This window comes from Halalkalibacter alkaliphilus (assembly GCF_023555415.1).
GTDB lineage: Bacteria > Bacillota > Bacilli > Bacillales > Bacillaceae_D > Halalkalibacter > Halalkalibacter alkaliphilus.
Window position 1 is genome coordinate 31,809 of the sequence record NZ_JAKRYL010000002.1, and the last position, 25,143, is coordinate 56,951.

At 37.3% G+C, this 25,143-nt stretch carries 34 protein-coding genes; 26 read left to right on the forward strand and 8 right to left on the reverse strand.

What is annotated here, in order from left to right; genetic code table 11:
* Positions 1-271 precede the first annotated feature (271 nt).
* A complete protein-coding gene (locus MF646_RS01680) occupies positions 272-628 on the forward strand; it encodes a GNAT family N-acetyltransferase (protein ID WP_250094760.1) in 357 nt (118 codons plus the stop codon).
* A gap of 27 nt (positions 629-655) precedes the next feature.
* On the opposite strand, the gene MF646_RS01685 is transcribed toward MF646_RS01680, so the two are convergent.
* Complete coding sequence (locus MF646_RS01685) at positions 656-1,177, reverse strand: DUF309 domain-containing protein (protein WP_250094761.1); 522 nt, start codon at positions 1,175-1,177, stop codon at positions 656-658.
* 190 nt (positions 1,178-1,367) lie between these two features.
* On the opposite strand from MF646_RS01685, the gene MF646_RS01690 reads away from it, so the two are divergent.
* The 3 genes from MF646_RS01690 (at position 1,368) to MF646_RS01700 (ending at position 3,742) form a co-directional block, all read left to right on the forward strand.
* The gene (locus MF646_RS01690) at positions 1,368-2,135 is read left to right on the forward strand and encodes a segregation/condensation protein A (RefSeq protein WP_250094762.1); all 768 of its coding nucleotides are present in this window, start codon (positions 1,368-1,370) and stop codon (positions 2,133-2,135) included.
* On the forward strand, positions 2,132-2,719 hold the full coding sequence (gene scpB, locus MF646_RS01695; protein WP_250094763.1) for an SMC-Scp complex subunit ScpB: 588 nt from the start codon (positions 2,132-2,134) through the stop codon (positions 2,717-2,719). The genes MF646_RS01690 and scpB overlap by 4 nt, the downstream gene beginning before the upstream one ends.
* Positions 2,720-2,821: 102 nt before the next feature.
* Positions 2,822-3,742 carry a superoxide dismutase gene (locus MF646_RS01700; RefSeq protein WP_250094764.1) on the forward strand — a complete coding sequence of 307 codons (921 nt, stop codon included), beginning with the start codon at positions 2,822-2,824 and terminating at the stop codon, positions 3,740-3,742.
* A 52-nt stretch (positions 3,743-3,794) separates the two neighbouring features.
* Here the strand turns inward: MF646_RS01700 and MF646_RS01705 are convergent, their stop codons facing one another.
* Genes MF646_RS01705 through MF646_RS01715 form a run of 3 tightly spaced genes read right to left on the reverse strand, consistent with a single transcriptional unit; the run spans position 3,795 to position 6,667 of the window.
* The gene (locus MF646_RS01705) at positions 3,795-5,378 is read right to left on the reverse strand and encodes an alkaline phosphatase family protein (RefSeq protein ID WP_250094765.1); all 1,584 of its coding nucleotides are present in this window, start codon (positions 5,376-5,378) and stop codon (positions 3,795-3,797) included.
* An 18-nt stretch (positions 5,379-5,396) separates the two neighbouring features.
* Positions 5,397-6,077, reverse strand: a complete 681-nt coding sequence (locus MF646_RS01710) for a DUF421 domain-containing protein (RefSeq protein ID WP_250094766.1) — start codon at positions 6,075-6,077, stop codon at positions 5,397-5,399.
* 59 nt (positions 6,078-6,136) lie between these two features.
* Complete coding sequence (locus MF646_RS01715) at positions 6,137-6,667, reverse strand: hypothetical protein (RefSeq protein WP_250094767.1); 531 nt, start codon at positions 6,665-6,667, stop codon at positions 6,137-6,139.
* Positions 6,668-6,826: 159 nt separating this feature from the next.
* On the opposite strand from MF646_RS01715, the gene MF646_RS01720 reads away from it, so the two are divergent.
* The 10 genes from MF646_RS01720 (at position 6,827) to MF646_RS01765 (ending at position 12,385) form a co-directional block, all read left to right on the forward strand.
* Complete coding sequence (locus MF646_RS01720) at positions 6,827-7,030, forward strand: DUF1657 domain-containing protein (RefSeq protein ID WP_250094768.1); 204 nt, start codon at positions 6,827-6,829, stop codon at positions 7,028-7,030.
* Between the two features lie 85 nt (positions 7,031-7,115).
* A complete protein-coding gene (locus MF646_RS01725) occupies positions 7,116-7,319 on the forward strand; it encodes a DUF1657 domain-containing protein (protein WP_217228442.1) in 204 nt (67 codons plus the stop codon).
* Between the two features lie 87 nt (positions 7,320-7,406).
* A complete protein-coding gene (locus MF646_RS01730) occupies positions 7,407-7,844 on the forward strand; it encodes a hypothetical protein (RefSeq protein ID WP_250094769.1) in 438 nt (145 codons plus the stop codon).
* A gap of 14 nt (positions 7,845-7,858) precedes the next feature.
* Positions 7,859-8,338, forward strand: coding sequence for a stage V sporulation protein AC (gene spoVAC, locus MF646_RS01735; RefSeq protein ID WP_250094770.1), 480 nt, complete (start codon positions 7,859-7,861; stop codon positions 8,336-8,338).
* A gap of 3 nt (positions 8,339-8,341) precedes the next feature.
* A complete protein-coding gene (gene spoVAD / locus MF646_RS01740) occupies positions 8,342-9,358 on the forward strand; it encodes a stage V sporulation protein AD (RefSeq protein WP_250094771.1) in 1,017 nt (338 codons plus the stop codon).
* Positions 9,355-9,705, forward strand: coding sequence for a stage V sporulation protein AE (gene spoVAE / locus MF646_RS01745; RefSeq protein ID WP_250094772.1), 351 nt, complete (start codon positions 9,355-9,357; stop codon positions 9,703-9,705). Before spoVAD ends, spoVAE begins: the two co-directional genes overlap by 4 nt.
* 34 nt (positions 9,706-9,739) lie before the next feature.
* Positions 9,740-9,946, forward strand: coding sequence for a DUF1657 domain-containing protein (locus MF646_RS01750; RefSeq protein WP_034631763.1), 207 nt, complete (start codon positions 9,740-9,742; stop codon positions 9,944-9,946).
* A gap of 14 nt (positions 9,947-9,960) precedes the next feature.
* Complete coding sequence (locus tag MF646_RS01755) at positions 9,961-10,821, forward strand: DUF421 domain-containing protein (RefSeq protein ID WP_250094773.1); 861 nt, start codon at positions 9,961-9,963, stop codon at positions 10,819-10,821.
* A 180-nt stretch (positions 10,822-11,001) separates the two neighbouring features.
* Positions 11,002-11,478: a DUF421 domain-containing protein gene (locus tag MF646_RS01760; protein ID WP_250094774.1), complete on the forward strand. Its 477-nt coding sequence runs from the start codon at positions 11,002-11,004 to the stop codon at positions 11,476-11,478.
* A 100-nt stretch (positions 11,479-11,578) separates the two neighbouring features.
* A complete protein-coding gene (locus MF646_RS01765) occupies positions 11,579-12,385 on the forward strand; it encodes a potassium channel family protein (RefSeq protein ID WP_250094775.1) in 807 nt (268 codons plus the stop codon).
* Between the two features lie 25 nt (positions 12,386-12,410).
* On the opposite strand, the gene MF646_RS23475 is transcribed toward MF646_RS01765, so the two are convergent.
* Together MF646_RS23475 and MF646_RS01770 are read right to left on the reverse strand one after the other, a co-directional pair.
* Positions 12,411-12,530 carry a YetF domain-containing protein gene (locus MF646_RS23475; RefSeq protein ID WP_420842471.1) on the reverse strand — a complete coding sequence of 40 codons (120 nt, stop codon included), beginning with the start codon at positions 12,528-12,530 and terminating at the stop codon, positions 12,411-12,413.
* An 89-nt stretch (positions 12,531-12,619) separates the two neighbouring features.
* Positions 12,620-13,249: a hypothetical protein gene (locus MF646_RS01770; RefSeq protein WP_250094776.1), complete on the reverse strand. Its 630-nt coding sequence runs from the start codon at positions 13,247-13,249 to the stop codon at positions 12,620-12,622.
* Positions 13,250-13,418: 169 nt separating this feature from the next.
* On the opposite strand from MF646_RS01770, the gene MF646_RS01775 reads away from it, so the two are divergent.
* Positions 13,419-13,634 (forward strand): DUF1657 domain-containing protein, encoded by a 216-nt coding sequence (locus MF646_RS01775; RefSeq protein WP_250094777.1) that lies wholly within the window; start codon positions 13,419-13,421, stop codon positions 13,632-13,634.
* A gap of 64 nt (positions 13,635-13,698) precedes the next feature.
* Here the strand turns inward: MF646_RS01775 and MF646_RS01780 are convergent, their stop codons facing one another.
* Positions 13,699-14,061 (reverse strand): DUF4363 family protein, encoded by a 363-nt coding sequence (locus MF646_RS01780; RefSeq protein ID WP_250094778.1) that lies wholly within the window; start codon positions 14,059-14,061, stop codon positions 13,699-13,701.
* Between the two features lie 89 nt (positions 14,062-14,150).
* Between MF646_RS01780 and MF646_RS01785 the strand changes: the two genes are divergently transcribed.
* On the forward strand, positions 14,151-15,014 hold the full coding sequence (locus MF646_RS01785) for a DUF421 domain-containing protein (RefSeq protein WP_250094779.1): 864 nt from the start codon (positions 14,151-14,153) through the stop codon (positions 15,012-15,014).
* Positions 15,015-15,068: 54 nt separating this feature from the next.
* On the opposite strand, the gene MF646_RS01790 is transcribed toward MF646_RS01785, so the two are convergent.
* On the reverse strand, positions 15,069-15,782 hold the full coding sequence (locus MF646_RS01790) for a DUF421 domain-containing protein (protein ID WP_250094780.1): 714 nt from the start codon (positions 15,780-15,782) through the stop codon (positions 15,069-15,071).
* Positions 15,783-15,986: 204 nt separating this feature from the next.
* Between MF646_RS01790 and MF646_RS01795 the strand changes: the two genes are divergently transcribed.
* The 10 genes from MF646_RS01795 to resB all read left to right on the forward strand — a co-directional run bounded on the left by MF646_RS01795 (position 15,987) and on the right by resB (position 25,108).
* Positions 15,987-17,135, forward strand: coding sequence for a D-alanyl-D-alanine carboxypeptidase family protein (locus tag MF646_RS01795; protein ID WP_250094781.1), 1,149 nt, complete (start codon positions 15,987-15,989; stop codon positions 17,133-17,135).
* On the forward strand, positions 17,128-17,721 hold the full coding sequence (locus tag MF646_RS01800; RefSeq protein WP_250094782.1) for a nucleoside recognition domain-containing protein: 594 nt from the start codon (positions 17,128-17,130) through the stop codon (positions 17,719-17,721). The genes MF646_RS01795 and MF646_RS01800 overlap by 8 nt, the downstream gene beginning before the upstream one ends.
* Positions 17,722-18,255, forward strand: a complete 534-nt coding sequence (locus MF646_RS01805) for a spore maturation protein (RefSeq protein ID WP_250094783.1) — start codon at positions 17,722-17,724, stop codon at positions 18,253-18,255.
* A gap of 180 nt (positions 18,256-18,435) precedes the next feature.
* On the forward strand, positions 18,436-19,047 hold the full coding sequence (locus tag MF646_RS01810) for a DUF421 domain-containing protein (protein WP_250094784.1): 612 nt from the start codon (positions 18,436-18,438) through the stop codon (positions 19,045-19,047).
* 10 nt (positions 19,048-19,057) lie between these two features.
* Complete coding sequence (locus MF646_RS01815) at positions 19,058-19,231, forward strand: hypothetical protein (protein WP_250094785.1); 174 nt, start codon at positions 19,058-19,060, stop codon at positions 19,229-19,231.
* Between the two features lie 20 nt (positions 19,232-19,251).
* Complete coding sequence (locus MF646_RS01820) at positions 19,252-20,220, forward strand: chloride channel protein (RefSeq protein WP_250095054.1); 969 nt, start codon at positions 19,252-19,254, stop codon at positions 20,218-20,220.
* Positions 20,221-20,569: 349 nt separating this feature from the next.
* A complete protein-coding gene (locus MF646_RS01825; RefSeq protein WP_250094786.1) occupies positions 20,570-21,985 on the forward strand; it encodes an NAD-dependent succinate-semialdehyde dehydrogenase in 1,416 nt (471 codons plus the stop codon).
* Between the two features lie 142 nt (positions 21,986-22,127).
* A complete protein-coding gene (locus tag MF646_RS01830; RefSeq protein ID WP_250094787.1) occupies positions 22,128-22,856 on the forward strand; it encodes a pseudouridine synthase in 729 nt (242 codons plus the stop codon).
* A 77-nt stretch (positions 22,857-22,933) separates the two neighbouring features.
* Entirely contained in the window at positions 22,934-23,461 is a 528-nt protein-coding gene (resA, locus tag MF646_RS01835) for a thiol-disulfide oxidoreductase ResA (RefSeq protein ID WP_250094788.1), read from the forward strand.
* Positions 23,462-23,476: 15 nt separating this feature from the next.
* Entirely contained in the window at positions 23,477-25,108 is a 1,632-nt protein-coding gene (gene resB / locus MF646_RS01840) for a cytochrome c biogenesis protein ResB (RefSeq protein WP_250094789.1), read from the forward strand.
* Positions 25,109-25,143: the final 35 nt, after the last annotated feature.

A 25,143-nucleotide genomic window follows, 5' to 3' on the forward strand; every position in this document is an offset into this window, starting at 1 on the left:
AAAGTGCCAAATAGCCTATTATGAAAGGGCTAGAGCCTCTTTAGTTACCTTTTTTTCTTTCCGTATGTTTAGTCTTATAGGGTTGTTGTAATTATTTGATAATTGAATTTGATTAATAACAACTTTCATGTTTATTGCATATAGTAAAAACAAAACAAATTAAATGTTGAAAAAATTAAGACGAAATCTGCTGAATTGTGGTAAAATAAATTTTGGTGAAAGCGCATACGATAACAACTCATCACCTGAGTTAGAATGTGAGAGGTCTATTATGCTTGTACCTTATAAGACTACGAATCAAAAAATTGCTATGGGGCTTCTTTCTTTTATGCCAAAGGAGAAAGATGTCAAAAAACTAACAAAAACAATGGAACGTTATGAAAATGATCCTGATTGGAAATTGTATTTATGGAAAGAAGATGATTTTGTTGGTGTGTTAGGCATTTCAGTCGAAGGTGGAGAGGCAATGTTGCAACATCTCTGTGTAAATCCTTCACATCGCAGAGAAGGAATTGGCAAGACAATGCTCCAGGAGTTAAGGAAAATACTCCCTTGTGAATTGAAGCCGACAAAAGAAACAAAAAGTTTTCTATTAGCCTGTGCTGAAGAAGGAGAGAAAAGCGTATAATCACTTTTCTCTTCTTCTTTTTTAAATTTATTTTTCGTTATTTTTTAAAGCTAGCTGACGGGCTCTTTCTGAAATGACACCAGAACGGTCCCGCTGGGTATGTTTATGAATAATATCATCAGTGATTTTTTTTTGCAGGTTCCAATTAATTCCTAACTTCTGACAGCGCTTTTGACAAGAAATAAGTACATCGTCTTTTTCAAATGGCAAATCAAAGTCTGCAAAAGTTCCATTACTAGAGGTAGCAAGATCCTTTTGATGAACTAGTCGTCTTACTAATTCTGTACCATCTAAGCCAAGTTCCGTTAGGGGGGCTTTGTTTTTTGCAAGAATCTTTATTGCTTTGTCATACATCCGACTAGCACCATTTAGGTTGCCTCTACGATGATGGTAAAGACCAACGGCAATTTGAATAAGCCCTACCCAGTGAGAAGTGCGGTTTTTGGGGTCATGTTCTTTCCAATATTCTTCTAGGACTTCATGACATTCAAAATAATCTCGTTCGACGTGAAAATAAATAAGGTAGTCTAGATAAGCGGAAGGGTACATTAGGAATCTCCTTTTTCGGACATGTATTTGTAAATAGTTTAACACAAAATATTATGGCGTTCCCTTTACGCCTTTTGAATTAAATCCTTCATTTGTTTCGTAAAAGAAGCGTTCAGCTTAGGTTCCACGCATCTGTAAAGTATGTTATAATCTCCTCTAGCAATAATTATATTAAGCTAGTGGTGGTTAGATGAATCCTTATAGTGTGAAGCTTGATACATTTGAGGGTCCTCTTGATCTACTTTTGCACTTAATTAATCAAGCAGAAGTTGATATTTATGATATTCCTGTTGCCGTTATTACTGATCAGTACTTAGCATATATTCGCGCTATGCAGGATCTAGAATTAGATATTGCTAGTGAATATTTAGTAATGGCTGCTACGTTGCTTGCAATTAAAAGCAAGATGCTTCTCCCAAAACAAGAGGAGGAGCTTTTTGATGATGAATGGCAACTAGAAGAGGAAGAGGATCCACGAGATGAGTTAATGTATCGACTTATTGAATATAAGAAATATAAAGAAGCGGCATCGGAATTAAAAGAAAAAGAACAGGAACGTAGTCTTGTACATACGCGGCCACCTGAAGATTTAGAGCCGTATATATCCGAAGAAGAGCGACGTGATATTGCCATTTCAGGTGTTTCTTTGTTCGATATGCTTAGTGCGTATCAAAAGTTAATGAAGCGAAAAGAATTAAAAGCACCACGGACAACAACTGTCAAGAGTCAAGAATATTCGATTGAAGATCGAATGCAGGAAATTGTAAAAGAATTAAGGGCACGCTTCAATGGATTTTGTCACTTTCAAGATTTGTTTCCAGTCCCTGAACGTAGTCATATTGTTGTTAGCTTTTTAGCGATTTTAGAACTGATGAAGACAAAAACGATTCGTTGTGAGCAATCCGGTAATTTTTCAGACATCATGATTTACAGCACAGAGGAGGGAGTTCGCAGATGAAGATTCAGGAACTTCATGGAGCCATTGAAGGTTTATTGTTTGTAGTTGGGGATGAAGGGATGACAGTAGAAGATGTCGCGACTGTACTTGAATTAGAGGTACACACGATCCAAGAAGCGATTCTCTCTCTTCAATTGTTATATACCGAGCAGGAACGTGGGTTACAAATTGTTGAAATGGCTGGTGCGTTCAGGTTAACAACGAGACCGGAGCATGCACCTTATTTTAAAAAGCTAGCTGCATCTCCTCTCCATTCGAGTTTGTCACAGGCAGCGCTTGAAACGTTAGCAATTGTAGCTTACAGGCAGCCAATTACGCGAATGGAAATTGACGAAATTAGAGGAGTGAAATCAGATCGAGCAATTCACACTCTTTCCTCTAAGTTGTTAATAAAAGAAGTAGATCGAGCGCCAGGTCCTGGAAGACCGATTTTATATGGAACAACGAAATTTTTCTTAGACCATTTCGGATTAAATAGTTTAGATGAACTGCCACCTTTACCTGAGAATATTGACGAACATTCACTTGAGGATGAGGCAGACCTATTCTTTAGGAAATTTGAAGAAACGCTTGAAACAGAGTAGAGGAATTGAAGCCTTCACATTTTTTTTGTAAACAAACACACAGAGGCCTCTATCTAACATAGTATAGAACGTTACTGCTATGTTACGAGGGAGGAATGCAGTGTGAATGAACATGAAAAAGCAATTTATGACTGGGCCAAAGAGGTAAAAAACATTTGGAATCAATATGGTTCCGAAGTAGAAGCACGGGTAGGATATGATAAAATTAAACCTTTTATTAACTCATTGGTAATGTTACTTAATGAATGTGAACACCCGAATGAACAACGAGGACATAGTGATAAAACGAACTTAGACAGTCTTGCTGCTGAAGTGTATGAAAGGTGGGGGGAATTAGCACCTACTCGTGCTGAAACGGCTCAAGCAGATCAAGCAGATCAAGCTGCCTTTGATCCAGTTCCGATTGGTGGACATAAGTTACCGCCATTGCCATATGCATATAATGCATTAGAACCCTATATTTCAGAGGAAATTATGCGTCTCCACCATCAAAAACACCATCAAAGCTATGTGGATGGCCTTAATAAAGCTGAAAAGGAAATGCAAAAAGCAAGAAGGAAAAGCGACTATGATTTAATTAAGCATTGGGAAAGGGAAGCGGCTTTTAATGGAGCAGGACATTATCTCCATACAATTTTCTGGAATATTATGAGTCCTCGAGGCGGGGGAAGACCAAGTGGAGAACTAGCTCAACAAATAAATCGAGACTTTGGCAGTTTTCGTAAAATGAAAGAACATTTTTCAAATGCAGCAGAAAAAGTAGAGGCAGTTGGCTGGGCCCTCTTAGTATATTCACCACGAACGCATCGCTTGGAGATTCTACAAGCAGAGAAGCACCAAAATTTAAGTCAGCAAGATGTCATTCCGTTACTTGTTCTAGATGTGTGGGAACATGCCTACTACTTACAATACAAAAATGAACGAAAGCCATATATAAATAATTGGTGGAATGTCGTAAATTGGCCAGAGGTGGAGAGGCGTTTCCTTGAGGCACGTCAATTAAGGTGGAAAACGTACAAATAAATCAGAAAACGTATTGAAGAGGTGCCTCATCAAGGTTGAGACACCTCTTTTACTACTTTTCATCATCAAGCAGTTCGAGAAAATATTCTTTTAATGCTTCCATCCGTCGTTCATCTAGTTCCTTCTCTGTTCCAGAAACAATAATAGAGGTAATTGTATCATTTTTATGGAGACCACCATGTTCGCCGCCTTCATTATGAACAGGTGCGCCTTCAGACTTTAGAGTATATCCAGGCTTTGCAGTCACGACCATTGATTCAGAATGACTGTTAAGCGCCCCGTACAGTTGATGAAAAATATCGGGATAATCGCCATAGGCAATTGTTCCATCTAATTCGTTAACTTTAATATCAGCAATTTGTTCATTGCCTTGAAAAGACCACGATTGTCCATATTTATCATACAAACTTCCGCCTTCTTGAACCCGTAAATACCCTTCTGTTCCTACTTGATACAAAATTAATTCATTACCATCGAGCCAAGCAAGATGATCTATCCGATTATCCTGATGTAATTGATCTGCTATGTCGATAAAATCTAAGCTTGGTTCAATTGCATATAAGTATGCTGAGCGGTGGTTGTTTGCTATGACAATATCACCGCTAGATGGTTCATCCATTAGTGGTGCTACAGAATAAGGGTCAAGCAAAGGTTCTAATTCAATAGCTGCTTTTTCTTTCTTATCTGTTAACAGGTCTTGTCCGTGGTCGCCCATGATCACAAAGATGTTTTCGCGAAGAGCTTCGTCCCAACTGTCATATGCATTTAAAATTTCTTGCAAGTACCCATCTGTTTTTGCGAAGTATTCTGGACTAACGGGACCGTGATAATGAGCATCTTTATCATAATTCGGAAAGAAGACCATCAGGAAATCAGGTTGTTCATTTTCTTGAATCAGTTTTGCGGTTACCTCTGCTGAATAGGAGTCGTTAAGACCAAACTTTTGATAAAAGCTTTCGTCTAATTTTGCTCCTTGAACCGCTTTTGGTTTTACCGCTTGACCGAAAGCGAGAAGGTCAGGTCCTTTTGTTTCTATTTTATCTGGCAGATGCAATAATGATTTCATATAGCTCGGTACTGTTACTCTGTGAGTTTGATCACCGCGATAAACAAGAAGGTTGATGGAACCACTCGTCCGACCTTTTTGTTTTAAGTCTTCATAAATGGTGCTTACTTTTGGTGAGATATGGCTTGTGTTTAAATGAGTTAATGTGTTCATTAGTGTATCGTTCATGCCTAATTTCCAATACTTTGATATTGTAGATCCATAATCGACAATGACATCGCCATTAGGATCGTACCAAACAAGACCCGGAACATTATGTTCCTTTGGTGAAGCCCCAGTCACTAATGTGCTTTCAATAGACACAGACATAGACGGAAATGGAGCGACTAAATCGTGATAGACCTGTCCACGTTCGGCTAAAAAGGATAGAGCAGGAAGAGAGCCACGTTCCATTGTTTCCTCAATTACTGGTTTTGTCATTGAATCAATTACAACGACAATGACATTCTTCCCTTTCCCAAGAGTACCTGCTTCAGATGATTGTGCTAAGGTTGCACCCTCAGGACGTTCTTGTTGACATCCAGCTACTAACATACACGCAATGAGGGTGTACATTACTATGATTCTCATACGTTTCACCATCCATTTTTAGTACGTCTGAATTTCAAAGCCTTCCCCATTTTGCCATTCCGCAAATAAGACTGCAGATGGACCTTCGATTCCTCGGTTTAATAATTCATCTATTAACCATGATCTCTCTTTATTTATTTTCGCTAAACCTTCCTCAATTACTTCTCCATCTAGAATGAGGAGTACAGGTAAATAAACATCTTGTGCGGGTATTTGTAAATCACGATTCACAGGATAATCTAATGGTTGTTTACGCATTACATTAACTGCACCATTTGTTTCTAAAATCCCATATTCTACTTCTCGAACAGAAAAAACACCTTTATCACGTAACAGATGCAACAGTTGATCTAGATCTAGTTTGTTCTTTTTAAGTTCTTCATATTGGATCTTCCCTTGAGAAATAATTATAGAAGGGGTTCCTTCAAGCCACGGTCTAGATTTTCGCATTTTTTGCGTAATCATTTCAATCGTATAAATTAAAGTCCCCCATACTACTACCGCATAGAGAACGTAATGGAGACCGATATCTTTATCATAAATTGCATTTCCGACGAGTTCTCCTAATACGAGGGCTGAGATGAAATCAAACGGTGTTAATTGAGTAATTTGACTCTTCCCAAGTACTTTGGTCATAACTAGTAAAGCAAAAAAACCGACAAAGAGTTCTAAAGTTAAATGGAAGAAGTTCGTATTCACACTACTACCCCTTTGTTCGTGATTACATTATGTTTTAGTGTGAGCGAACAAAGGGGTATTTATGAGGAAGAATTTAATTCAGTCAGCCAATGGTCAAATTGTTTGACGAGGAGTTTTGAAGATTGGTGAAGCTTGTGGAGTTCAGAGTTCGTGTCACCTGGGTTTCCGCGGAAGACAGATTTAACTTTCCCGTCATTTGAGGTCCAATGTGATTGTAAGTAGGTATGGTAAGCAGTCCAGAACCTTTGAATAATGAAAATTTGCTCAAGTGAAAACATCTTGGTTAGTTCGGAATTTGAGACATTGTGGTTACGAGGGCTGTTTTCAATAAGCTTAGCGTGTAAATCAAATTGCTGCTTAGAAACGACATCGCGAATTTCATACATCAAAACAAGGAGATGTGCTTTTCTCTCATCAAGCAGTTTTGTTTGTATGTAATCATTATATGCAGTCGAGTGCGATGATAGCTTTTCAATTCGTTCGTTTAAGAAAATTAAGTCGTGTTTCACTTTTATTTGGTTATATAAAATGGTTGATGTTATACCAATTAAAATGATAAGAAGCAAAGAAAAAATAATGGAAAAAAGCATATGTAAGCCCCCTTAAAATCTTAATAGTTCTAGTGTAGCACAAAGATAAGAGCAAGACTTTTTTGACAATATTTGTTTCTTATAGTTTAGATTTAATTTTCCATCCTACTAGTGAAGGAGCACCTTCACTATAAACGAACCGATCTAGGGGGAACGACATTGACAGTAGCGGTGAAATTTAAACAAACATTAGCAGGGTTAAAAAGTGCACAGGCGAGTTTAGAAACATTTGCTCTTGATACGGAAAATCAACAAGCAAAGCAATTATTCCAACAAATGGCTCAGCAAACTCAAAGCGTGATTGATGGACTAGAACCTCGTTTGCAGCAAATCCAAGAAGAAGAGCCCCAATACAAACAATAACATTTTAAAGTTGACAAAAATTGTATCTCATAGATACAAGCATTTTACTTAATCTAACAATACAACATTAGAGGAGGACGTCACCGTGACTGTCGCAGCAAAATTTAAACAAACAATAGCAGGATTAAAAAGTGCACAAGCAAGCTTAGAAACATTCGCTCTTGATACAGAAAATGAACAAGCAAAACAACTATTTCAACAAGCCGCCCAGCAAACCCAACAGGTTGTTGATGGACTAGAACCAAGGTTGCAGCAAATTGAACAAGAAGAACCACAATACAAACAGTAACGGAAAAACAGGTATCCCAAAAGGTCAATAACACACCCTTTGGGGATACCCCCTTACTACATAGCGGTAAAAAAGGAGGAGTAAATCATGAAAGGATTCATAAGTGGAATGATCGTTTTATGCTTACTCGCAGGGTGCCAAAACCTAACAGGAGCTACTCCGGATGTGAAACCTATGCAATTACAAGAAAACGCTATAATCATTCAAGATCAAGCGGATGAAGCAAAAAAAATTGTTCTATCCATGGAGGAAGTTGTTGAAATCAAAGGAGTCTCTGATAACGATGACAACATTTATTTAGCACCTAGAGTAAAACACTTTGACCGATTTAGGTTAAAAGAAATAAGAAAAACAGGATTCGACTCTGTCAAAAAACGCTATCCTGATGCAACTGTATTCTTATCAACGGACCAAAAGATCTTTATGGAACTAGAAAAGTTAGAAAAGGAATTAAAAAATCGAACAATAAGCGAACAACGGTTAAAAAAAGAATTGAAAAAGCTTGAAGATATGATGAAAGGGTAAAGGGGCGAAATCAGATGTCGTCAAGTAAAGGAAAAAATGTTACACCAGCTCAGCAAAAATATCAAATGTTGCAGAAGAAACATGAATTAAAACGACCAGTCGTTAAAAACTGTTTCAGGGCATTTTTGGTTGGCGGATTTATTTGTTTAATTGGTCAAGGACTTCATGTTTTTTATTATACTTTTTTTGATTTTACACAGAGATCAGCAGGTGACCCTACTGTAGCAACATTAATCTTTATTTCTGTTTTATTAACGGGGTTTGGAGTGTATGACCGAATTGCTCAGTTTGCTGGTGGAGGTACGGCTGTGCCTGTAACAGGGTTTGCTAACTCTGTAGCTTCAGCTGCTATTGAACATCGTACAGAAGGTTATGTTCTTGGCGTTGGAGGAAATATTTTTAAATTAGCCGGTTCTGTTATCGTTTTTGGTACAGTCGCAGCTTTTGTCATTGCTCTTATTAAAACGATTCTCATTCAATGGGGAGGGTTGTAGACGATGTTACAAGGTCATCAAACATGGGAGTTTGAAAACAAACCTGTTATTTTGTCCACTGGTACCGTTGGTGGACCATTTGAAGCAGACGGGGAATTAGCAGATGATTTTGACTTATTACATGATGATTTATGGATTGGACAAGATTCTTATGAAAAAGCGCAAAAGGTATTAGTTGAAGAGTCTGTGTCACGAGCTATTGAAAAAGCTCAGTTAAGAAATGAAGATATTCAATTTATGTTTGCTGGGGATCTGATAAATCAAATTACTCCATCTAGCTTTGCAGGACGTACACTAGCAATTCCTTATTTTGGATTGTTTGGTGCTTGTTCAACATCAATGGAAGGATTAGCGTTAGCTTCTTTTATTATTAATGCCAAAGGGGCCGAGCGTATTATTGCAGCTGCTTCGAGTCATAATGCAGCAACAGAAAAGCAATTTAGGTACCCAACAGAATATGGGGGGCAGAAGCCACCTACAGCCCAGTGGACAGTGACAGCATCAGGGGCTGCTTTGGTTTCAAACGTTGGCGATGGACCAGTTGTGACATCGGCAACGATAGGGAAAGTAATTGATATGGGGTTGTCAGACCCGTTTAACATGGGGGGAGCAATGGCTCCAGCAGCAGCTGATACGATTGTTTCACACTTCCGTGATCGAAATTTACCGGCAGATTATTATGACTTGGTCGCAACAGGTGATTTAGGAAAGGTTGGACTTCCAATTGCAAAAGAGTTAATTGAAGAAAAGGGACTACAGTTACCTGAAGATACGTTTCAAGATTGTGGATTGATGATTTATCGAGAAGGACAGCCAGTACTTGCTGGTGGGAGCGGCGCCGGTTGCTCTGCTTCCGTGACATATGGTCATTTGTTAAACCGCATGAAAAAAGGCGAACTAAAACGAATTTTAATCGTGGCAACTGGAGCGCTATTATCACCAATGTCTTTTCAACAAAAAGAAACGATTCCTTGTATTGCACACGCTGTTTCATTTGAAGCAGGGGGTGGCATGCAATGATTTTTATTTCTGCTTTTGTTGTAGGAGGGCTTATATGTGTCATCGGACAAGTGTTAATGGATGTGTTTAAATTAACCCCTGCACATACAATGAGTACGCTTGTTGTGTCTGGTGCAGTTCTTGACGGGTTAGGACTATACGAACCATTAATTGATTTTGCAGGTGCAGGAGCAACGGTTCCAATTACAAGCTTTGGGAATGCTCTTGTACATGGAGCGATGGCTGAAGCTGAAGCGAATGGGATAGTTGGTGTCCTTACAGGGATTTTCGAGGTGACAAGCGCGGGGATCTCAGCAGCTATTATATTTGGGTTTCTCGCTTCTTTAGTATTTAGACCAAAAGGATAAAGGATAAAGGATAAAGGATAAAGGAGAATGATTCATGACAGTTGGAAGCAAAGTTCAAGGGTTACTTATCTCATTGCAGTCCATTGATGCCACATTAACTTCACTTGCATTGAAAACAAAGGAGCCGAAAGCTCGTGAAGCATTTCACCAAGGCGCATTAAAAACAAGAACAGTAATCCAAGAAATTAAAAAAAGAAAGGGTCAAATCGAATTTGATGAACCAACTTATCAACAAACATAAGGGAGGGGCTCTAAATGCTAGGATGGGTTGAAGTTGCGCTACGAAGTTTTGTTGGATTTCTATTATTGATTGCAATTGCGCGGCTTTTTGTTCGCAAACCCTTGGGTGAGGCCTCACAATTAGAATTTGGCTTGATAGCTTCAGTAGCCGTGATCCTAGCTATTGGATCCATTCAACTAGCCGTCCCAATTGGATATTTATTAGTAGCTTTACTCATTTGGGCCGGTGGAGCAATTGGAATAATGTATTTTAGTGTCAAGAACGCATCATTCAGATCAGCTATTTATGGTAAAGGAATCCCGATCATGAAGGATGGAAAGATACTGGAAGATAATATGAAAAAACAGCATTTATCTACAGATGAATTATTACGAAAACTTAGAGGAAAGCAAGTATTTCAAGTAGCGGATGTTGAATTTGCTGTATTAGAAGGAAATGGTGAATTAAATGTTCTTGTAAAAAAAGAACAACAACCGATCACAGCGAAAATGCTTGATCATCAAGTGCCCCCAATCAAGGAACCGGAAACTGTTATTATGGATGGGAAGATATTACATGAACCGTTAGCAACAAGAGGGTTAAATCAAGAATGGTTAAAGGCAGAGTTAGAAAAAATGAATGCCATAATTGAAAATGTTTTTATGGCTCAAATCGATGAATATGGTCAATTAACCATTGATTTATTTGATGATGTTCTTCAAGTTCCACAACCGACAGAATTACCAATGCTTGAAGCGAATATTAAAAGCATAATAGCTGACCTTGAGACATTTACTCTTGATACGGAGAATGCTCAGGCAAAAAAGAGCTATAAATGGTGTGCAGAACAAATGAAACAAGTTCATGAACAAGTCTCTCCGTTTACTAAAACGTAAAAAAATATAAAACCTTCATAAAAAGGTATTAAACGTCCCTTTCGTTTTCGTTACGAAGGGATTTTTGATTATAAATTAGTTTAATATATGAGTTTATGATGCATTATTTGGGAAGACTGGAAATAACTATCGTCTAGCTGTTGTTATGTAAAATTTCGTATTTTAAAAAGGAGAGGAGAAGTGTTGGAATACATTATTTCATTTGGGAAAGCAATAGGATTGTTTGTTGTAGGATTAACGGCATTTCGCTTTATGGGAAGCCAAGCAGTTAGCAGGTTAACTGACTTTGACTTAGTGGTGGCAATTGCGATAGGTGCGTTAATTGCTAAGCCATTGGCAGACCCAGAATTAAATCCATGGATTGCAATTGTAGCAATTTTTGCATTAGTTATAGCACAAATTGTTATAAGTTGGCTTTCACTTAAAAGTACAGTCTTTGAGCGAATTATTTCAGGTAAACCTATTAAGATTATTGAAAATGGTTTAATTGTGATGAATGGGTTACGAAAAGCGAGGATCAGCAAAAATGAATTGAACGAAGAATTACGAGTAAAAGGATTTAAATCTCCCTCAGAAGTTCAACAGGTTATTATAGAACCAAATGGCAAGTTTAGTGTATTTCCAAAATCTAAACAGGATGAGCTCAATAAAGATTAAAAAATTTACATTTGCAGTTCGTCTCCTCTTAATAAAAAGTCAATTAAACTATCATATTGATGGAACAACTGTACAATAGAAACATCAAGGAGCTACTATAATGTTAATTGCACTCATTCAAAAAGTACTTCATAAAACAATTAAAATAGAACACTGGAAAATATTTCTAATGGGTTTTATTTTTTTTGTTTTAAGTTCATTTATCGTTTATTTATTAGAGCCAAATGAATATAAAAATCCGCTTAACGGTTTTTGGTTTGTGATGACCACTGTATCACAAGTTGGTTTTGGTGATTATATTCCTAAAACAATCTGGGGTAGACTTTATACAGTTGTATTGTACCTTTTTGGGGTTGGTTTTTTTGCTATTATTATTGCTAAGTGGGTTGACTTAGTCAATAAATATGAAGAATTAAAGGAGCAGGAAATAATGGGGTACACAGGAAAAGATCATATGGTGATGATTAATTGGTCTCTAAAAGCGAAAGAAACGATTGAACAATTAATAAAACTACATCAAAAGATTGACATTGTTTTAATCGATCAATTAAATAATTCTCCTATTAATGACCCTAATATTCACTTTGTTAAAGGGAGTGCTGCTAAAATTGATACGCTTGAAAGAGCTAATGTACTTGATGCTAAATCAGTATGTATTTTTGGTCCTGATCACAGCATTGATAACATCGCAGCAGATGGAAAAACGTTGTTAATTGCATCTACGATTAAACAATTGGCAAACAAGAAAAAGTCTAATTTATATATTATTGCAGAAATCTTAGATGAAGATCATATAACGAATACGGATCTTAATTGTATTAACGAATTTATTTTATCTAATAAGCCATTTTCTTACTTAATGGCAAAAACCGCTTTACAACAGCAGCATAATATTGTGAAACCTTAACTTTATCAACATGTAATAGTAGTAGTTAGGTTACGTAAATATTTTTAGGAATAATACTTATTTGACCATTTAGTTCCAATATAGCATATTCAATGTCTTCAATACTTGATAAAAATCCTGCCAATTTTAAGTTCTCAATTAACATTTCTAATCAAAACTTTTTCATAATCTTTTGCTATTATTATGTTTTTTCCAACTATCTATATTTGAATTTTATAATAGAAACATTTTTCTTTAAGTGTTTTTTAGTTGTCTATACGAAAGGAAAATTAAAGTTAGGAAAATATGTAGATCAATGAGGTAAAAAATAATCCACACATAGCTAATAATATTGAAAACTGGATGATGGTAAAGTCCTTGATGCGGGTGCTGAAGCCAATCATTGAAATAAAATAATTGATAGCCTGATAAGCTATTTGTCGTGTTGAAATCTATAGCAAACCAAGCGATGTGAATAGCAAAAAAGGCAATTGTATGTATGAAAAACAGTTGTTGTCGATACTTTACATACGGTTTAAAGTTATTGCTATTTCCAACTGCATTAGGTAACTTACGATATTCTTCAAATTTGTTTTGTATATATTGATCCATACGTTTAAAGTCTGCACTGCCTAAAGTGCTAGCATAAATGATAAAAAGAATGATAACTATTTGAAAAAAAGACACTTTTCCTGTGAAGAAGTAGTTAACGCCAGCTAATAAGCCTTGAAAAAGAGTACATAAGATAATGAATGTCAAACACCATTGACTAATACGATAAAATTTAAACCTATAACGAAAAATAAAAAACAATAGTGTCGCTACCCAAGTAAGTCCTTCTGAAAGTATAAATAAAATCCACCCATGATCAAACAGGAATGGCACTCATTTTCCTCCTCTAATGCCTGTCTTAGTTTATCTACCTATATGATATAAAAAGTTCCATTATTCTGAAATTCAGTTCGATGTCAATAAAAGGAGGAATCTCAATAATAAATTTAACAATCAAAGGGGGAAAATATATTTATGAAATAATAAGGAGGGAGAGAGGAAAGTGACTGTAGGAACACAGGTTAGGCAAGCTTTAGCAAATGCTAAAAGTGTACAAGCAAATTTAGAAACATTTGCTCTTCAAACAAAAGATGAAACGGCTAAAGAAAAGTATGCCAAAGCTGCAACTCAGATTCAAGAAGTTATTGATGGTCTTGAAACACGAATGGAGCAAATTGAGCAGGAAGAACCAAGTTTTAAAATGGATTCAAAAGTTTGAAGGTACTATCATAATGAGGGCTGACTCAAGATTGGGAGCTGGCCCTTTTCTCTTTCTGTACTTTTTACATATGATATATAAAATTCAACCGATAGTGAATTTGTCTTAACCGTATTAAGCTCTCTACTTGATCCTCATCTTTCACATTTTCTTTCAACAATTCAACTTCTAATTCAATGTCTTTATAGTCATCAAGTGCAGCTAAAAGCTGGACCTTCCATTTTCGCTTTGAATATGTATTTTCGAATTCTCTAATATTTTCGAGGGCATTGTCCCATTCTTCTTTTTCAATCAAATGCTGTAGCTCTGAAATTTTGGTGAATAATAATTCATCTTTTTCCGTTTTAACCAAATCCCCAACATTACAGCCTGAAATTGTCAAGAAAACCAGACATAGTCCCAGTATAAAAGTGATTCTTTTACCCATATTACTTCTCCTTATATCTATAGTATGCTTACTCTTACTTTGCCCAATAATAAAAAAAGTACGCTTTTCTTAGAATAAGAGGTGGGATAATGACAGAGCTAGAGACGGTTTTAATTAGAGGTGTTACAGGTATTCTTTTTATGCTTTTTTTAGCTAGGTTGATGGGAAAGAAACATATCAGAGACATGACATTTTATGAATATATAGTAGGGATTTCAATCGGGAGTATTTCGGCGGAATTAACGTTTGGAACTGAGGTCAGAATGTCTAACTTCCTTCTTGGAATGCTAATTTGGGCTATCATTCCAATTATAATTTCTAAGATTGAATTGAAGTCATTTCGCTTTCGGATAGTAACGGAAGGTCATCCTACCATTTTAATTAAAAACGGAAAAATCCTTGAAGAAAATCTAAAAAAAGAGAATTTAACGGTAGATGAAATGATGATTAGTCTACGTCAAAAGGATTTCTTTAAACTTTCCGATATTGAAACAGCTGTTATGGAGAAAAATGGACAAATAAGTGTTATGAAAAAAAGCGAGTTGCAGCCATTAACTCCAAAAGATATCGGAAAAATTGTTGAACGGGAACGTGAACCGCGAATTGTCATAATAGATGGGAATGTGATGGAAAGAAGTTTAAGTGAATATGGTTATACGAAAGAATGGCTGCTTGGTGAAATAATGAAACAGGGAGCAAAGAGTTTTTCTGATGTATTTTTTGCTCAAATTGATTCGATGGGAAATGTGTATATTGACTTGTATAACGATACAATAAAAATGCCACAAATCAAACAAAAGCTATTAGTCGCAGCAAATATTAAGCAGCTTCAAGCTAATTTAGTTAACTTTTCGTTGCAAACAGAAAATGCAACTGCAAAGGAAATGTACAAAGGGTATGCAAAACAAATGGATAAATTGTTAGACGATATGAGTGGATATTTAAAAGAGTAAAGGACAATAAAAAAGATGTTCCCTGGGGTGGGAGCATCTATAAATCGAAGAATTTCAGTGCTGAATTCGTTGATACTTGTCGTCTTTATTTGTATATGAAAGGTGCAGTTCTCCTTCATTATTTATTGTACACAGAAAAATACTCTCAGTTCTTGCGATTCCCTCGTTATGCAAACGCAACCGAATGGATTCTTTTGTTACACCGAGTTCTGTTAAAATTTCTTCTTGAAAATCCCCTTCAATAATAATGGGATAGGAAATTCCACTGCTCTTCTTTTTAATCCCTAAATCTTCAATGCTAGGAGAGGAGCTCTCAGGCTTCTTTTGGACACTAAGCTCCCCATTAGCTTCAATAACACCGATCTTAACCTCATTAATATCAAAAACATCTTTCTGACGGAGTAACTGGAATATATTGTCAATCGAATACTGAATCGATTGTAAATTATGGACTAATAACTGTCCATCTCGTATGACTACCGTTGGCTCAAATGTGATAAACTTCCCGAATTTTCGTTTTTTTATGGATAGTTTTGCGATCGCTTTTTGGAAAAAACCAATAACGACGATCGCAAAAGCTGTATGTATATGACTGACAGTAGGATCAGCTAAATCCGCGCCTGTAACACTTGCAAGCGTAACAAAAATGAGAAAATCAAAGATAGGTACTTCGCCAATGGACCTTTTTCCCATGAATAAAGTCATTGTTAGCAATAACGGGAAAATAGTTAAGATACGACCAAAAATATTAGCAAGTTCTAATAACATATTTTACTCGTCCTTCTCATTTAGATAGTCTTATTCATTATTTCCTAATCTTATAAAGATAAACAAGTTCGTTTATGATTCCAAAGGTCATTGTCATATCATTGGTTGTCCTGCATAGACTTGGCTAGTAAGAGAAGAAAAAAGACAGGCACATGATGTGTCACATCAGGAGATAACATTATAAAGACAGGACGGGGATCAGAAATGGGAAAAAAACTTGGACTTATTGTGATTGCTATGTTTTTAATTATTCCAATATTGCCGCTTCATGCACATGCAGAACAACGTAATTTCTCGGTTTCTGCTCAGGCTGCTGTCCTAATTGAGCAGGAATCAGGACGAGTTTTATATGGGAAAAACGAACATGCCCCACTGAGAATTGCGAGTATTACCAAAATCATGACAGCCATCCTTGCGATTGAATCAGGAAAAATGGAAGAGATGGTAAAAGTATCTTCCCGGGCAGAAGGAACAGAAGGTTCTTCTATTTATTTACGCTCAGGAGAAGAGATTAAACTGAAGGATCTCGTTTATGGGCTAATGCTTCGTAGTGGAAACGATTCAGCAGTGGCAATCGCCGAACATGTTGGTGGAAGCCTTGAAGGGTTTGTTTATTTAATGAACGAAAAAGCTGGGCAATTAGGAATGAATAATACAATGTTTCAAAATCCTCATGGTCTTGATGACCATGAAGACCACTATTCTTCTGCCTATGATATGGGAATCCTAACACAGTATGCAATGGATAATGAAATGTATCGTGACATTTCCTCAACGAAAAATTATCGATCAGAAGGAGACCAAATCCGAGTTTGGCACAATAAGAATAGACTATTAACCGAACTTTACAAATACTCAACAGGGGGAAAAACGGGTTATACAAAACGAGCAAAGCGTACCCTTGTTTCAACAGCGGAGAAAGATGATGAGAAACTGATAGCTGTAACATTAAATGCACCTAGTGATTGGCATGATCATATGAACTTATTCAACTGGGCGTTTGAAACCTATGACTCAGAAGTGTTAGTAGAAGAAGGGATTCAACAAGGTATTGAGGATGAATTTTATAAGGATCATGTATATGCACCTTACGCATTTAAATATCCATTGTCACAATCCGAACAAGAGTCCCTTTCAAAAGAGGTAACCCTATATAAACCACCAAGTGAAGAACGTAAAGATAATTATGTTCCACCTCAACCTGTGGGCAAGGTAGAATTATTTATTAATAACGAAGAAATTGGGCAGGTCCCGTTGCTATACGACCCTCCCAAAATAGAAGAAAAGAAAGGATTTTGGACCCGATTTCTCGATCTTTTTTCTTTAACCATTGGGGTGAGAAGTAGTGATTAATAAAATTTGGGTAGCGATGCTTGTCATTGGAATTGCCTTTGGGGCAGTAAATGGTCGAATGGAAGAAGTGAATGAAGCCATTTTTGCTGGAGCGAAGGATGCTGTGACCATTTGTCTTGGCCTGATTAGCATCCTCGTTTTCTGGCTTGGTTTAATGAGAATTGCACAAGAAGGTGGACTTTTAAATGTCCTTGCGAAGCTTATGCGTCCGATTGCTACTAGAATATTTCCTGAGGTACCGTCCAACCATCCGGCCATGGGTTATATTTTATCGAATATGACTGCTAATCTTTTTGGATTGGGAAATGCCGCAACTCCTATGGGGATTAAAGCGATGCAGCAGCTAAAAGAATTAAATGGGGGAAGAGACTCAGCTAGTCGCTCGATGATTACGTTACTTGCTATTAACACAGCTAGCATTACGTTAATTCCAACAACGGTGATTTCCATTAGAATGAGTTATGGTTCTGTTTCACCAACTGAAATTGTGGGGACAACTCTTGTAGCAACGACTTGCTCAACAATTGGTGCTATTTTAATCGATCGATATTTTTATTTTAGGCGAGTAAGGAAGGGGCGTGTCTAGATGGAATGGATCACGGTCATTTCGATTTGGTTTATTCCTATTTTAATCGCTTTTGTCCTTATGTATGGAACGTACAAGCAGGTACCAACGTATGAAACATTTGTAGAAGGAGCAAAAGAAGGTTTTGGTATGGCGATCTCTATCATTCCCTATCTAGTAGGGATGCTCGTAGCCATATCTGTTTTTCGAGCCTCAGGTGCAATGGACTTTATTATTGAATTGATGAAACCTGCTCTGCAGGCCATTGGTGTCCCTTCTGAAATCGTTCCACTGGCAATGATTCGACCAATTTCTGGAACGGGTGCTTTAGGGATGACATCTGATTTAATTGCTACTTATGGGCCAGATTCTTTTATAGGAAGACTTGCATCAACAATGCAAGGTAGTACAGATACGACATTTTATGTGTTAACAGTTTATTTTGGAGCAGTGGGAATTAAAAAGATGGGAGATGCCTTAAAGGTAGGTTTGTTAGCTGATATTGTTGGGGTCATCGCTTCTATTCTAATTGTAACGTACGTGTTTGGAGTGTAGTCATATTTGATAATTAAAATACGATAGAATGCTTTGCTTCTTATTGAAGTGAAGCATTTTTTTGTGAGAGAAGTTTTATAGAAATGAGTGGGATGGTTTTAAAAGGAATAACAAAAGCTAAAAGGTAAAGTTAGACCCTTTTCTTTTCATAGATAAGGATGAACTAAGGGGGCATTGTAGTTGGATTTACATTTTGTTTGGAAAGCAATTGTTATTGTTTTTGGAGGAGTATTAATTTTACGTTTAGCCGGGAGAAAGTCGATCTCTCAATTGACGGTCGCACAAACGGTCATGATGGTAGCGGTAGGCTCGTTAATCATTCAACCTGTAGGTGATCGGAATATATGGATTACTATGTTAATTACACTATTGCTAGTCCTAACACTTCTTTTTATCGAATATATCGTGTTGAAATTTGATGTTCTTGAAAGCTTCTTTTATAGCAAATCGGTTATTGTTGTAGAAGACGGAAAATTAAACGAAGAAAACTTAAAAAAACTAAGGTTAACTGTTGATATGCTTGAGGTTAGAATGAGGCAGCTAGGAATCCAGAAAATAAGTGACCTTCAGTGGGCAACGATCGAATCAAATGGTCAATTAGGATATATGCTAAAACCTGAAAAGCAATATGCTACTAAAGAGGATATTCAAATGCTACTATCTCTACTTCAAGCGCACATGCCTAACTCAGCTATTCAAACGCCAATCACTCAATTAAGTGAATCGCCGAACTTATTTACGGAAGTGAAAAATAAAGAACATTTAATTGAACACCCTAAGAATTTGAAATGAGGCTAGAAAAATGAATGTAAAACTAAAGTATCAAACATTATTTTTAACCCTTATAAAATGGATCTCTTTTGGGGGTGTCATTGGGTTAATCATAGGGTCTACAACAGCTTTTCTTTTACATACGAATGATTTACTTGGGGAAACACGAGAAGCAAATTCATGGCTTTTTTTTTTCTTCCTTTAGGTGGGGGCGTTTTGGGCTATATGTATATGAAATTAGGAAGGAAAGCTGGGAAGGATTTATATAAAGGAAATAATCTCGTAATAGAAGGGGTTCATGGAAAAACGAAGATGTTACGAAGGTTAGGTCCTCTCGTTTATTTGGGAACATTTATTACAATTTTATTTGGAGGATCGACTGGAAGAGAAGGGGCTGCCATCCAAATGGGAGGGAGTGTAGCTGAAGCAATAAATCGCTTTTTCAGAGTGAATCTAATTGATACAAAAATTTTGTTGATGGGCGGAATTAGTGCTGGCTTTGGGGCAGCTTTTGGAGCTCCAATAACAGGAGCAATCTTTGGAATGGAAATGACCACTTTAGGAAAAATGAAATATGAAGCAGTTGTACCTTGTCTTGTAGCAAGTTTTGTCGGTCATTATATAACTGAAAAAGCTTGGGGAGTAGAGCATGAATCATTCATTATACAAGCAGTTCCAGAGCACTCCGTATTTTCATTTAGTAAAGTAATATTATTAGCCATTATTTTTAGTCTTCTAAGTGTTCTATACTGTCAGTTGAGGCACGGGATTCATAAAGCTTCTGAAAAATACACAAAGAAAAATCATATGGTAAGAGCATGTGTAGGGGGAATCATTATTGTAGTGTTAACTATAATATTAGGTACAGTAGATTACAACGGACGTGGATTAGACATGTTGGAACAATCTTTTAAAGAAGAAGTTCCACCGTTTGCCTTTCTAGCTAAACTCGTATTTACAGCAGTTACTCTTGGAACCGGTTTTGTCGGGGGAGAAGCAATTCCTTTATTTTTTATGGGAGCAACTTTAGGAAATGCTCTGTATGGAATTGTTGACTTGCCACTTTCTTTCCTTGCTGGAATTGGTATGATTGCTACATTTGCCGGAGGAGCTAATACACCAATAGCAGCGTTTTTGTTGGCTATTGAGATGTTTGATGGCAAAGGAATAGAGTTTTTTTTCTTGCTTGCCTAACAAGTTATATTGTTTCGGGGCATCATGGACTTTGGCCTTCTCAAACCATATATGAGCCAAAAAGCAGATTGTTTAGTATTCCAACGGGGGAGTCAATTAAAAATATTGAACAAAATAAAAAATCGTAACCTCTTTTTTATTTGTTCGAATAATGTTGCAGCGTTTCTCCTTTTTAAATGGAAGCCTCTAAGTAATATTCTAATACTATGGAGGCCTCTGAATCTGCATTAGTGAAGGGGAGCAACTCTAATGCTTATTAAAGTTGAAAATCTTGATTTGACTATGAATCTATGGTAAAAATTTCATTAGGAGGAAGACAAGACGTATTAAGCAAAGGAGGAGAAACAACATGAACAAATGGGGTCTATTCATTGGTGGTGAATGGGTTTCACTCAATGAGCAAATAGATGTAATAAATCCATCTACAGGTGAGTTAGTTGGGAAAGTACCTAAAGGGGGAGCTTTAGAAGCAGAGCGTGCAGTTGATGCGGCTTACGAAGCCTTTTCAAAATGGTCTAGTCTTACCGCGAATGAACGTAGTGAATTAATGATGAACTGGCATCAATTAATTAAAGAGGAAACAAAAGAGATTGCCAAGTTAATGACAGTAGAACAAGGAAAGCCCTTAAAGGAAGCAATTGGAGAAGTAGGGTATGCCAATAGCTTTCTATCTTGGTATGCAGAAGAAGGAAAACGAATTTATGGAGAAACAATTCCAGCTTCAGCTTCAAATAAACGACTTTTTGTTCATAGACAACCTGTTGGAGTTATTGCTGCGATCACGCCATGGAACTTTCCGGCTGCTATGATTACAAGAAAAATAGCACCGGCACTTGCTTCTGGTTGTACGGCTGTGATTAAGCCAGCGGAACAAACACCTTTAACGGCTTTATATTTGGCTAAACTTGCTGAGAAGGCTGGAATTCCTGCGGGTGTAATTAATGTAGTTATTGGTGACCCGAAAGAAATTGGCCAAACATGGATGAGTGATGAGCGTGTTAGAAAAGTGACGTTCACTGGTTCAACTGAAGTCGGTAAGCTTTTGATGAGACAAGCAGCTGACACAGTAAAGAAATTATCTTTAGAATTAGGCGGACATGCGCCATTTATTGTTATGAATGATGCTGATTTGGATTTAGCAGCAGAAGGGGCAATTGCTTCAAAGTTCCGTAACGCTGGGCAAACATGTGTATGCGCTAACAGAATCTATGTACATGAAGATGTTGTTGAACCATTTTTAGCAAAGTTTATTGAAAAAGTGAGAGATTTATCGGTTGGCGATGGGTTACAAGATGGAAATGATATCGGACCGCTAATTAATGAGGACGCGGTTGCGAAAGTCGTACAGCAGGTTCAGGATGCAAAAGGCAAAGGGGCTCAAGTGTTAATAGGTGGAGAGACGATTTCCGGATTGTTTTATCAGCCAACGGTTATTGCGGGGGCTACAGATGATATGATTTGTATGACGGAAGAAACGTTTGGACCAGTAGCACCAGTTTCTACTTTTTCTACAATTGACGAAGTCATTCGGCGTGCCAATGATTCACGTTTCGGTTTAGCAGCCTACCTTTATACACAAAATCTATCGAATGCGATTCGAATGAGTGAGGCGCTTCAATATGGAATTGTCGGTGTGAATGATGCTCTTCCTTCAGTTGCTCAAGCTCCATTTGGAGGCTTTAAGGAAAGTGGATTAGGGAGAGAAGGAGGACATCACGGTATAGAAGAGTTTCTTGAGACGAAGTATATTTCAATGGGGATTTAAACATACTGGTGTGATAGGAGCAACGAACGCTATGGAGAGCTGTCAAATCTCCATAGCGTTTTCTATTTATATAATAGGCTGAAATTTCTTTCGCTTGAGAATTAATTAGTGGAAGAGTATGATGGTACATGAGGTGAACAAGATGGAACGGTTACAGAAAGTAATTGCCCAAGCTGGAATAACATCACGGCGTAAGGCAGAACAATTAATTATTGATGGAAAAGTAAGAGTAAACGGAAAAGTAGTACGTGAGTTAGGAGTAAAAGTAACGCCGAACAAAGATGAAATCGAAGTAGAAGGTGTACCAATTGATCGAGAGGAACCAGTATATTTTCTTTTGTATAAACCAAGTGGTGTTATCTCGAGTGTGAAAGATGAAAAAGGTCGTAAAACAGTAACGGACTTTCTTGAAATCGAACAACGTGTGTTTCCAGTTGGAAGACTTGATTATGATACATCTGGCTTGATTTTGCTGACCAATGACGGGGATTTTGCTAACATGCTAATGCACCCTAAATTTAAAATGGAAAAAGTATATGTGGCGAAAGTAAAAGGTATCCCTTCGAGAGAAAAGTTAAAACAACTACAAAATGGTGTCATGCTTGAAGATGGAAAGACTGCCCCTGCGAAAGTGAAAATGATGTCAATAGATAAGAAGAAACAAACTGCCATTATTCGATTGACAATTCATGAAGGAAGAAATCGCCAAGTACGTCGTATGTTTGATGCGATTGAACACCCTGTAATGAAATTAAAGCGTGAGCAGTATAGTTTTCTAGACTTAAGGGGGATGAACCCTGGCGACGTTCGACCACTTAAGCCGATTGAAGTAAAGCATTTACGTGAATTAGCTGTCACGAAACCGTCATAAAGCTCCCATAGTTACATACAGTTTCTAACGTTATAATAGAGGAAATAGCGTAAGGTTAAGGAAGGGGGATATGTTTGTTGAAACAAAAAAGATTAATAATGAGATCGAGTATTTTGGCGATTATCGCGTTAGCACTTGCCTATACATTTTACTCCAACTTTATGGCAGACCGGAGTGTGGCCAAAGCTGGGGATTTGTCTGTTAATTTTGTATTGCATGACTTAGAAGGTGAACGCATCGAGCTCGAGGAATTTAAAGGAAAAGGTGTCTTCTTAAATTTTTGGGGAACATATTGTCCTCCGTGTGTAAAAGAAATGCCGATTATGGAAGAACTATACGCTGAATATAAAGAGAAGGGCGTCGAAATTATTGCCGTTAATGCCAATGAGCCTAAACTTACGGTTGAACGATTTGCAAATCGTCACGGCTTAACATTTCCAATTGCAATCGATAATGGGTTAAATGTCATTGAAGCATATGGAATTAGGCCGTTGCCAACAACTGTTTTAATCGATGAACATGGAGTGATTGTGCGAGTGTTCACAGGTGGCATGACAGAGCAAATGGTGCGAGACTTCATGGAAGAGATTAAGCCTGGAACATAATTGAGGTGTGGGGAAATGAGTAACTTAACGTGTGAGTGCGGCCACGTAAACCCACGTGGAACGATTGTTTGTGAATCGTGTGGGAAGCCGCTTGGAACGAATGACAACCAAGAAAAGCTACTAGATATGAAATATGAAGGTGTGGCTAGAAGGTCTCAAACGTACACAACAACCTTTATAGATAAAGTATGGATGTTCTTCTCTTCTGTAAAAGTAGGAATATGGATTATTGTCATCACTCTTCTTGCTTCAGCATTAGGGACAATCTATCCGCAAGAAATGTACATCCCGCCTTCTGTTAGACCTGAAGACTATTATGCAGCGGAATACGGTTTTACGGGCCAATTGTATTATCAATTAGGCTTTCACAATTTATATAGCTCATGGTGGTATATGCTACTAATTGCTAGTTTAGGGGTATCCATTTTAATTGCTAGTATTGATCGTTTTTTTCCGTTGTACCGTGCGTTAAAAACGCAAAGGGTAACAAGGCATGCGAATTTTTTGAAAAGACAACGTGTGTTTGGGACGTCTGAAGTAAAAGACATTGATGGGTCGTTTGATGTTGTAAGAAAGAAGTTAAAAGAGAAAAAGTATAACATCTCTGAAGAAAACGGGAATCTAGTTGCAGAAAAGGGAAGGTTCGCGCGCTGGGGGCCATATATTAACCACATTGGATTGATCATCTTTTTGATTGGTTGTATGCTGCGCTATTTTCCTGGTATGTACGTTGATGAGCATATGTGGATTCGAGAAGGAGAAACCACGGTCGTTCCAACTACAGGCGGGCAGTACCATATTGGGAATGAAGAGTTTATTATAGAACTTTATGATGAAGATGATTATGTATTCGGAGAGGCGATGCAAAGAGCTGGAGGACCGATTGTTCGAACGTATCAAACTAACGCTGTTTTATACGAGAGAGAAAATACAGGAGCAGTTGGTACTGAAGGAGATTTAGTAGAAATAGATCGAGCGGAAATACGAGTGAATGAGCCTATGAAGTTTGATGATTTTGCCCTCTATCAAGTTGATTATAAGCTTCATGAATTAAATTCGATGACCTTTACGCTAGAGGAGAAAGCAACGGGTGAGACTTTTGGAGAAGTTACCATTGATTTGTTCGATCCGCAATCCTCTTATGACCTAGGGGATGGGTACAGAATTGAAATTAGAGAGTATTTCCCAGATTTTGTTATGTCGAGTTCGAATGTTCCATCGACCAGGTCACAAATTCCTGATAATCCAGTGTTTATTTTCGATATGTACACACCTGATACTCCAGAAGGAGAAGTCAGTTTTGTTGGAATTCGGACAAATCTTGAACCGATGGGGGAAAATGATTATAAGATGACCTTTGTAGATGTAGAAACAAAGCATGTCTCTGCTCTAATCGTCCGGAAGGATTATACGCTCCCTATCTTGATTATCGGTGGATTTATTTTTATGATTGGCCTTGTTCAAGGTTCTTACTGGGCACACCGTCGAATTTGGTTCCAACGAATAGATGGAAAAGTTTGGATAGCTGGTCATACGAATAAAAACTATCTTGCACTAAGAAAAGATATTGATTACGTAATCTCTGATACATCCTTATCTGCTCCGGTCGATCAGGTGGAAGAAGAAGAAGTAAACAACAAAAGTTAAATTAAAATATTTTAGGTTTTAGGAAAGGGATTGGG

Bases quoted from the DNA above. Each gene is read 5' to 3' on its own strand.
- MF646_RS01680 (WP_250094760.1), top strand. From the start codon at position 272: ATGCTTGTACCTTATAAGACTACGAATCAAAAAATTGCTATGGGGCTT.
- MF646_RS01685 (WP_250094761.1), bottom strand. From the start codon at position 1,177: ATGTACCCTTCCGCTTATCTAGACTACCTTATTTATTTTCACGTCGAA.
- MF646_RS01690 (WP_250094762.1), top strand. From the start codon at position 1,368: ATGAATCCTTATAGTGTGAAGCTTGATACATTTGAGGGTCCTCTTGAT.
- scpB (WP_250094763.1), top strand. From the start codon at position 2,132: ATGAAGATTCAGGAACTTCATGGAGCCATTGAAGGTTTATTGTTTGTA.
- MF646_RS01705 (WP_250094765.1), bottom strand. From the start codon at position 5,378: ATGAGAATCATAGTAATGTACACCCTCATTGCGTGTATGTTAGTAGCT.
- MF646_RS01715 (WP_250094767.1), bottom strand. From the start codon at position 6,667: ATGCTTTTTTCCATTATTTTTTCTTTGCTTCTTATCATTTTAATTGGT.
- MF646_RS01730 (WP_250094769.1), top strand. From the start codon at position 7,407: ATGAAAGGATTCATAAGTGGAATGATCGTTTTATGCTTACTCGCAGGG.
- spoVAC (WP_250094770.1), top strand. From the start codon at position 7,859: ATGTCGTCAAGTAAAGGAAAAAATGTTACACCAGCTCAGCAAAAATAT.
- spoVAD (WP_250094771.1), top strand. From the start codon at position 8,342: ATGTTACAAGGTCATCAAACATGGGAGTTTGAAAACAAACCTGTTATT.
- spoVAE (WP_250094772.1), top strand. From the start codon at position 9,355: ATGATTTTTATTTCTGCTTTTGTTGTAGGAGGGCTTATATGTGTCATC.
- MF646_RS01750 (WP_034631763.1), top strand. From the start codon at position 9,740: ATGACAGTTGGAAGCAAAGTTCAAGGGTTACTTATCTCATTGCAGTCC.
- MF646_RS01755 (WP_250094773.1), top strand. From the start codon at position 9,961: ATGCTAGGATGGGTTGAAGTTGCGCTACGAAGTTTTGTTGGATTTCTA.
- MF646_RS01765 (WP_250094775.1), top strand. From the start codon at position 11,579: ATGTTAATTGCACTCATTCAAAAAGTACTTCATAAAACAATTAAAATA.
- MF646_RS23475 (WP_420842471.1), bottom strand. From the start codon at position 12,530: ATGTTAATTGAGAACTTAAAATTGGCAGGATTTTTATCAAGTATTGAA.
- MF646_RS01780 (WP_250094778.1), bottom strand. From the start codon at position 14,061: ATGGGTAAAAGAATCACTTTTATACTGGGACTATGTCTGGTTTTCTTG.
- MF646_RS01785 (WP_250094779.1), top strand. From the start codon at position 14,151: ATGACAGAGCTAGAGACGGTTTTAATTAGAGGTGTTACAGGTATTCTT.
- MF646_RS01790 (WP_250094780.1), bottom strand. From the start codon at position 15,782: ATGTTATTAGAACTTGCTAATATTTTTGGTCGTATCTTAACTATTTTC.
- MF646_RS01795 (WP_250094781.1), top strand. From the start codon at position 15,987: ATGGGAAAAAAACTTGGACTTATTGTGATTGCTATGTTTTTAATTATT.
- MF646_RS01805 (WP_250094783.1), top strand. From the start codon at position 17,722: ATGGAATGGATCACGGTCATTTCGATTTGGTTTATTCCTATTTTAATC.
- MF646_RS01815 (WP_250094785.1), top strand. From the start codon at position 19,058: ATGAATGTAAAACTAAAGTATCAAACATTATTTTTAACCCTTATAAAA.
- MF646_RS01820 (WP_250095054.1), top strand. From the start codon at position 19,252: ATGTATATGAAATTAGGAAGGAAAGCTGGGAAGGATTTATATAAAGGA.
- MF646_RS01825 (WP_250094786.1), top strand. From the start codon at position 20,570: ATGAACAAATGGGGTCTATTCATTGGTGGTGAATGGGTTTCACTCAAT.
- MF646_RS01830 (WP_250094787.1), top strand. From the start codon at position 22,128: ATGGAACGGTTACAGAAAGTAATTGCCCAAGCTGGAATAACATCACGG.
- resB (WP_250094789.1), top strand. From the start codon at position 23,477: ATGAGTAACTTAACGTGTGAGTGCGGCCACGTAAACCCACGTGGAACG.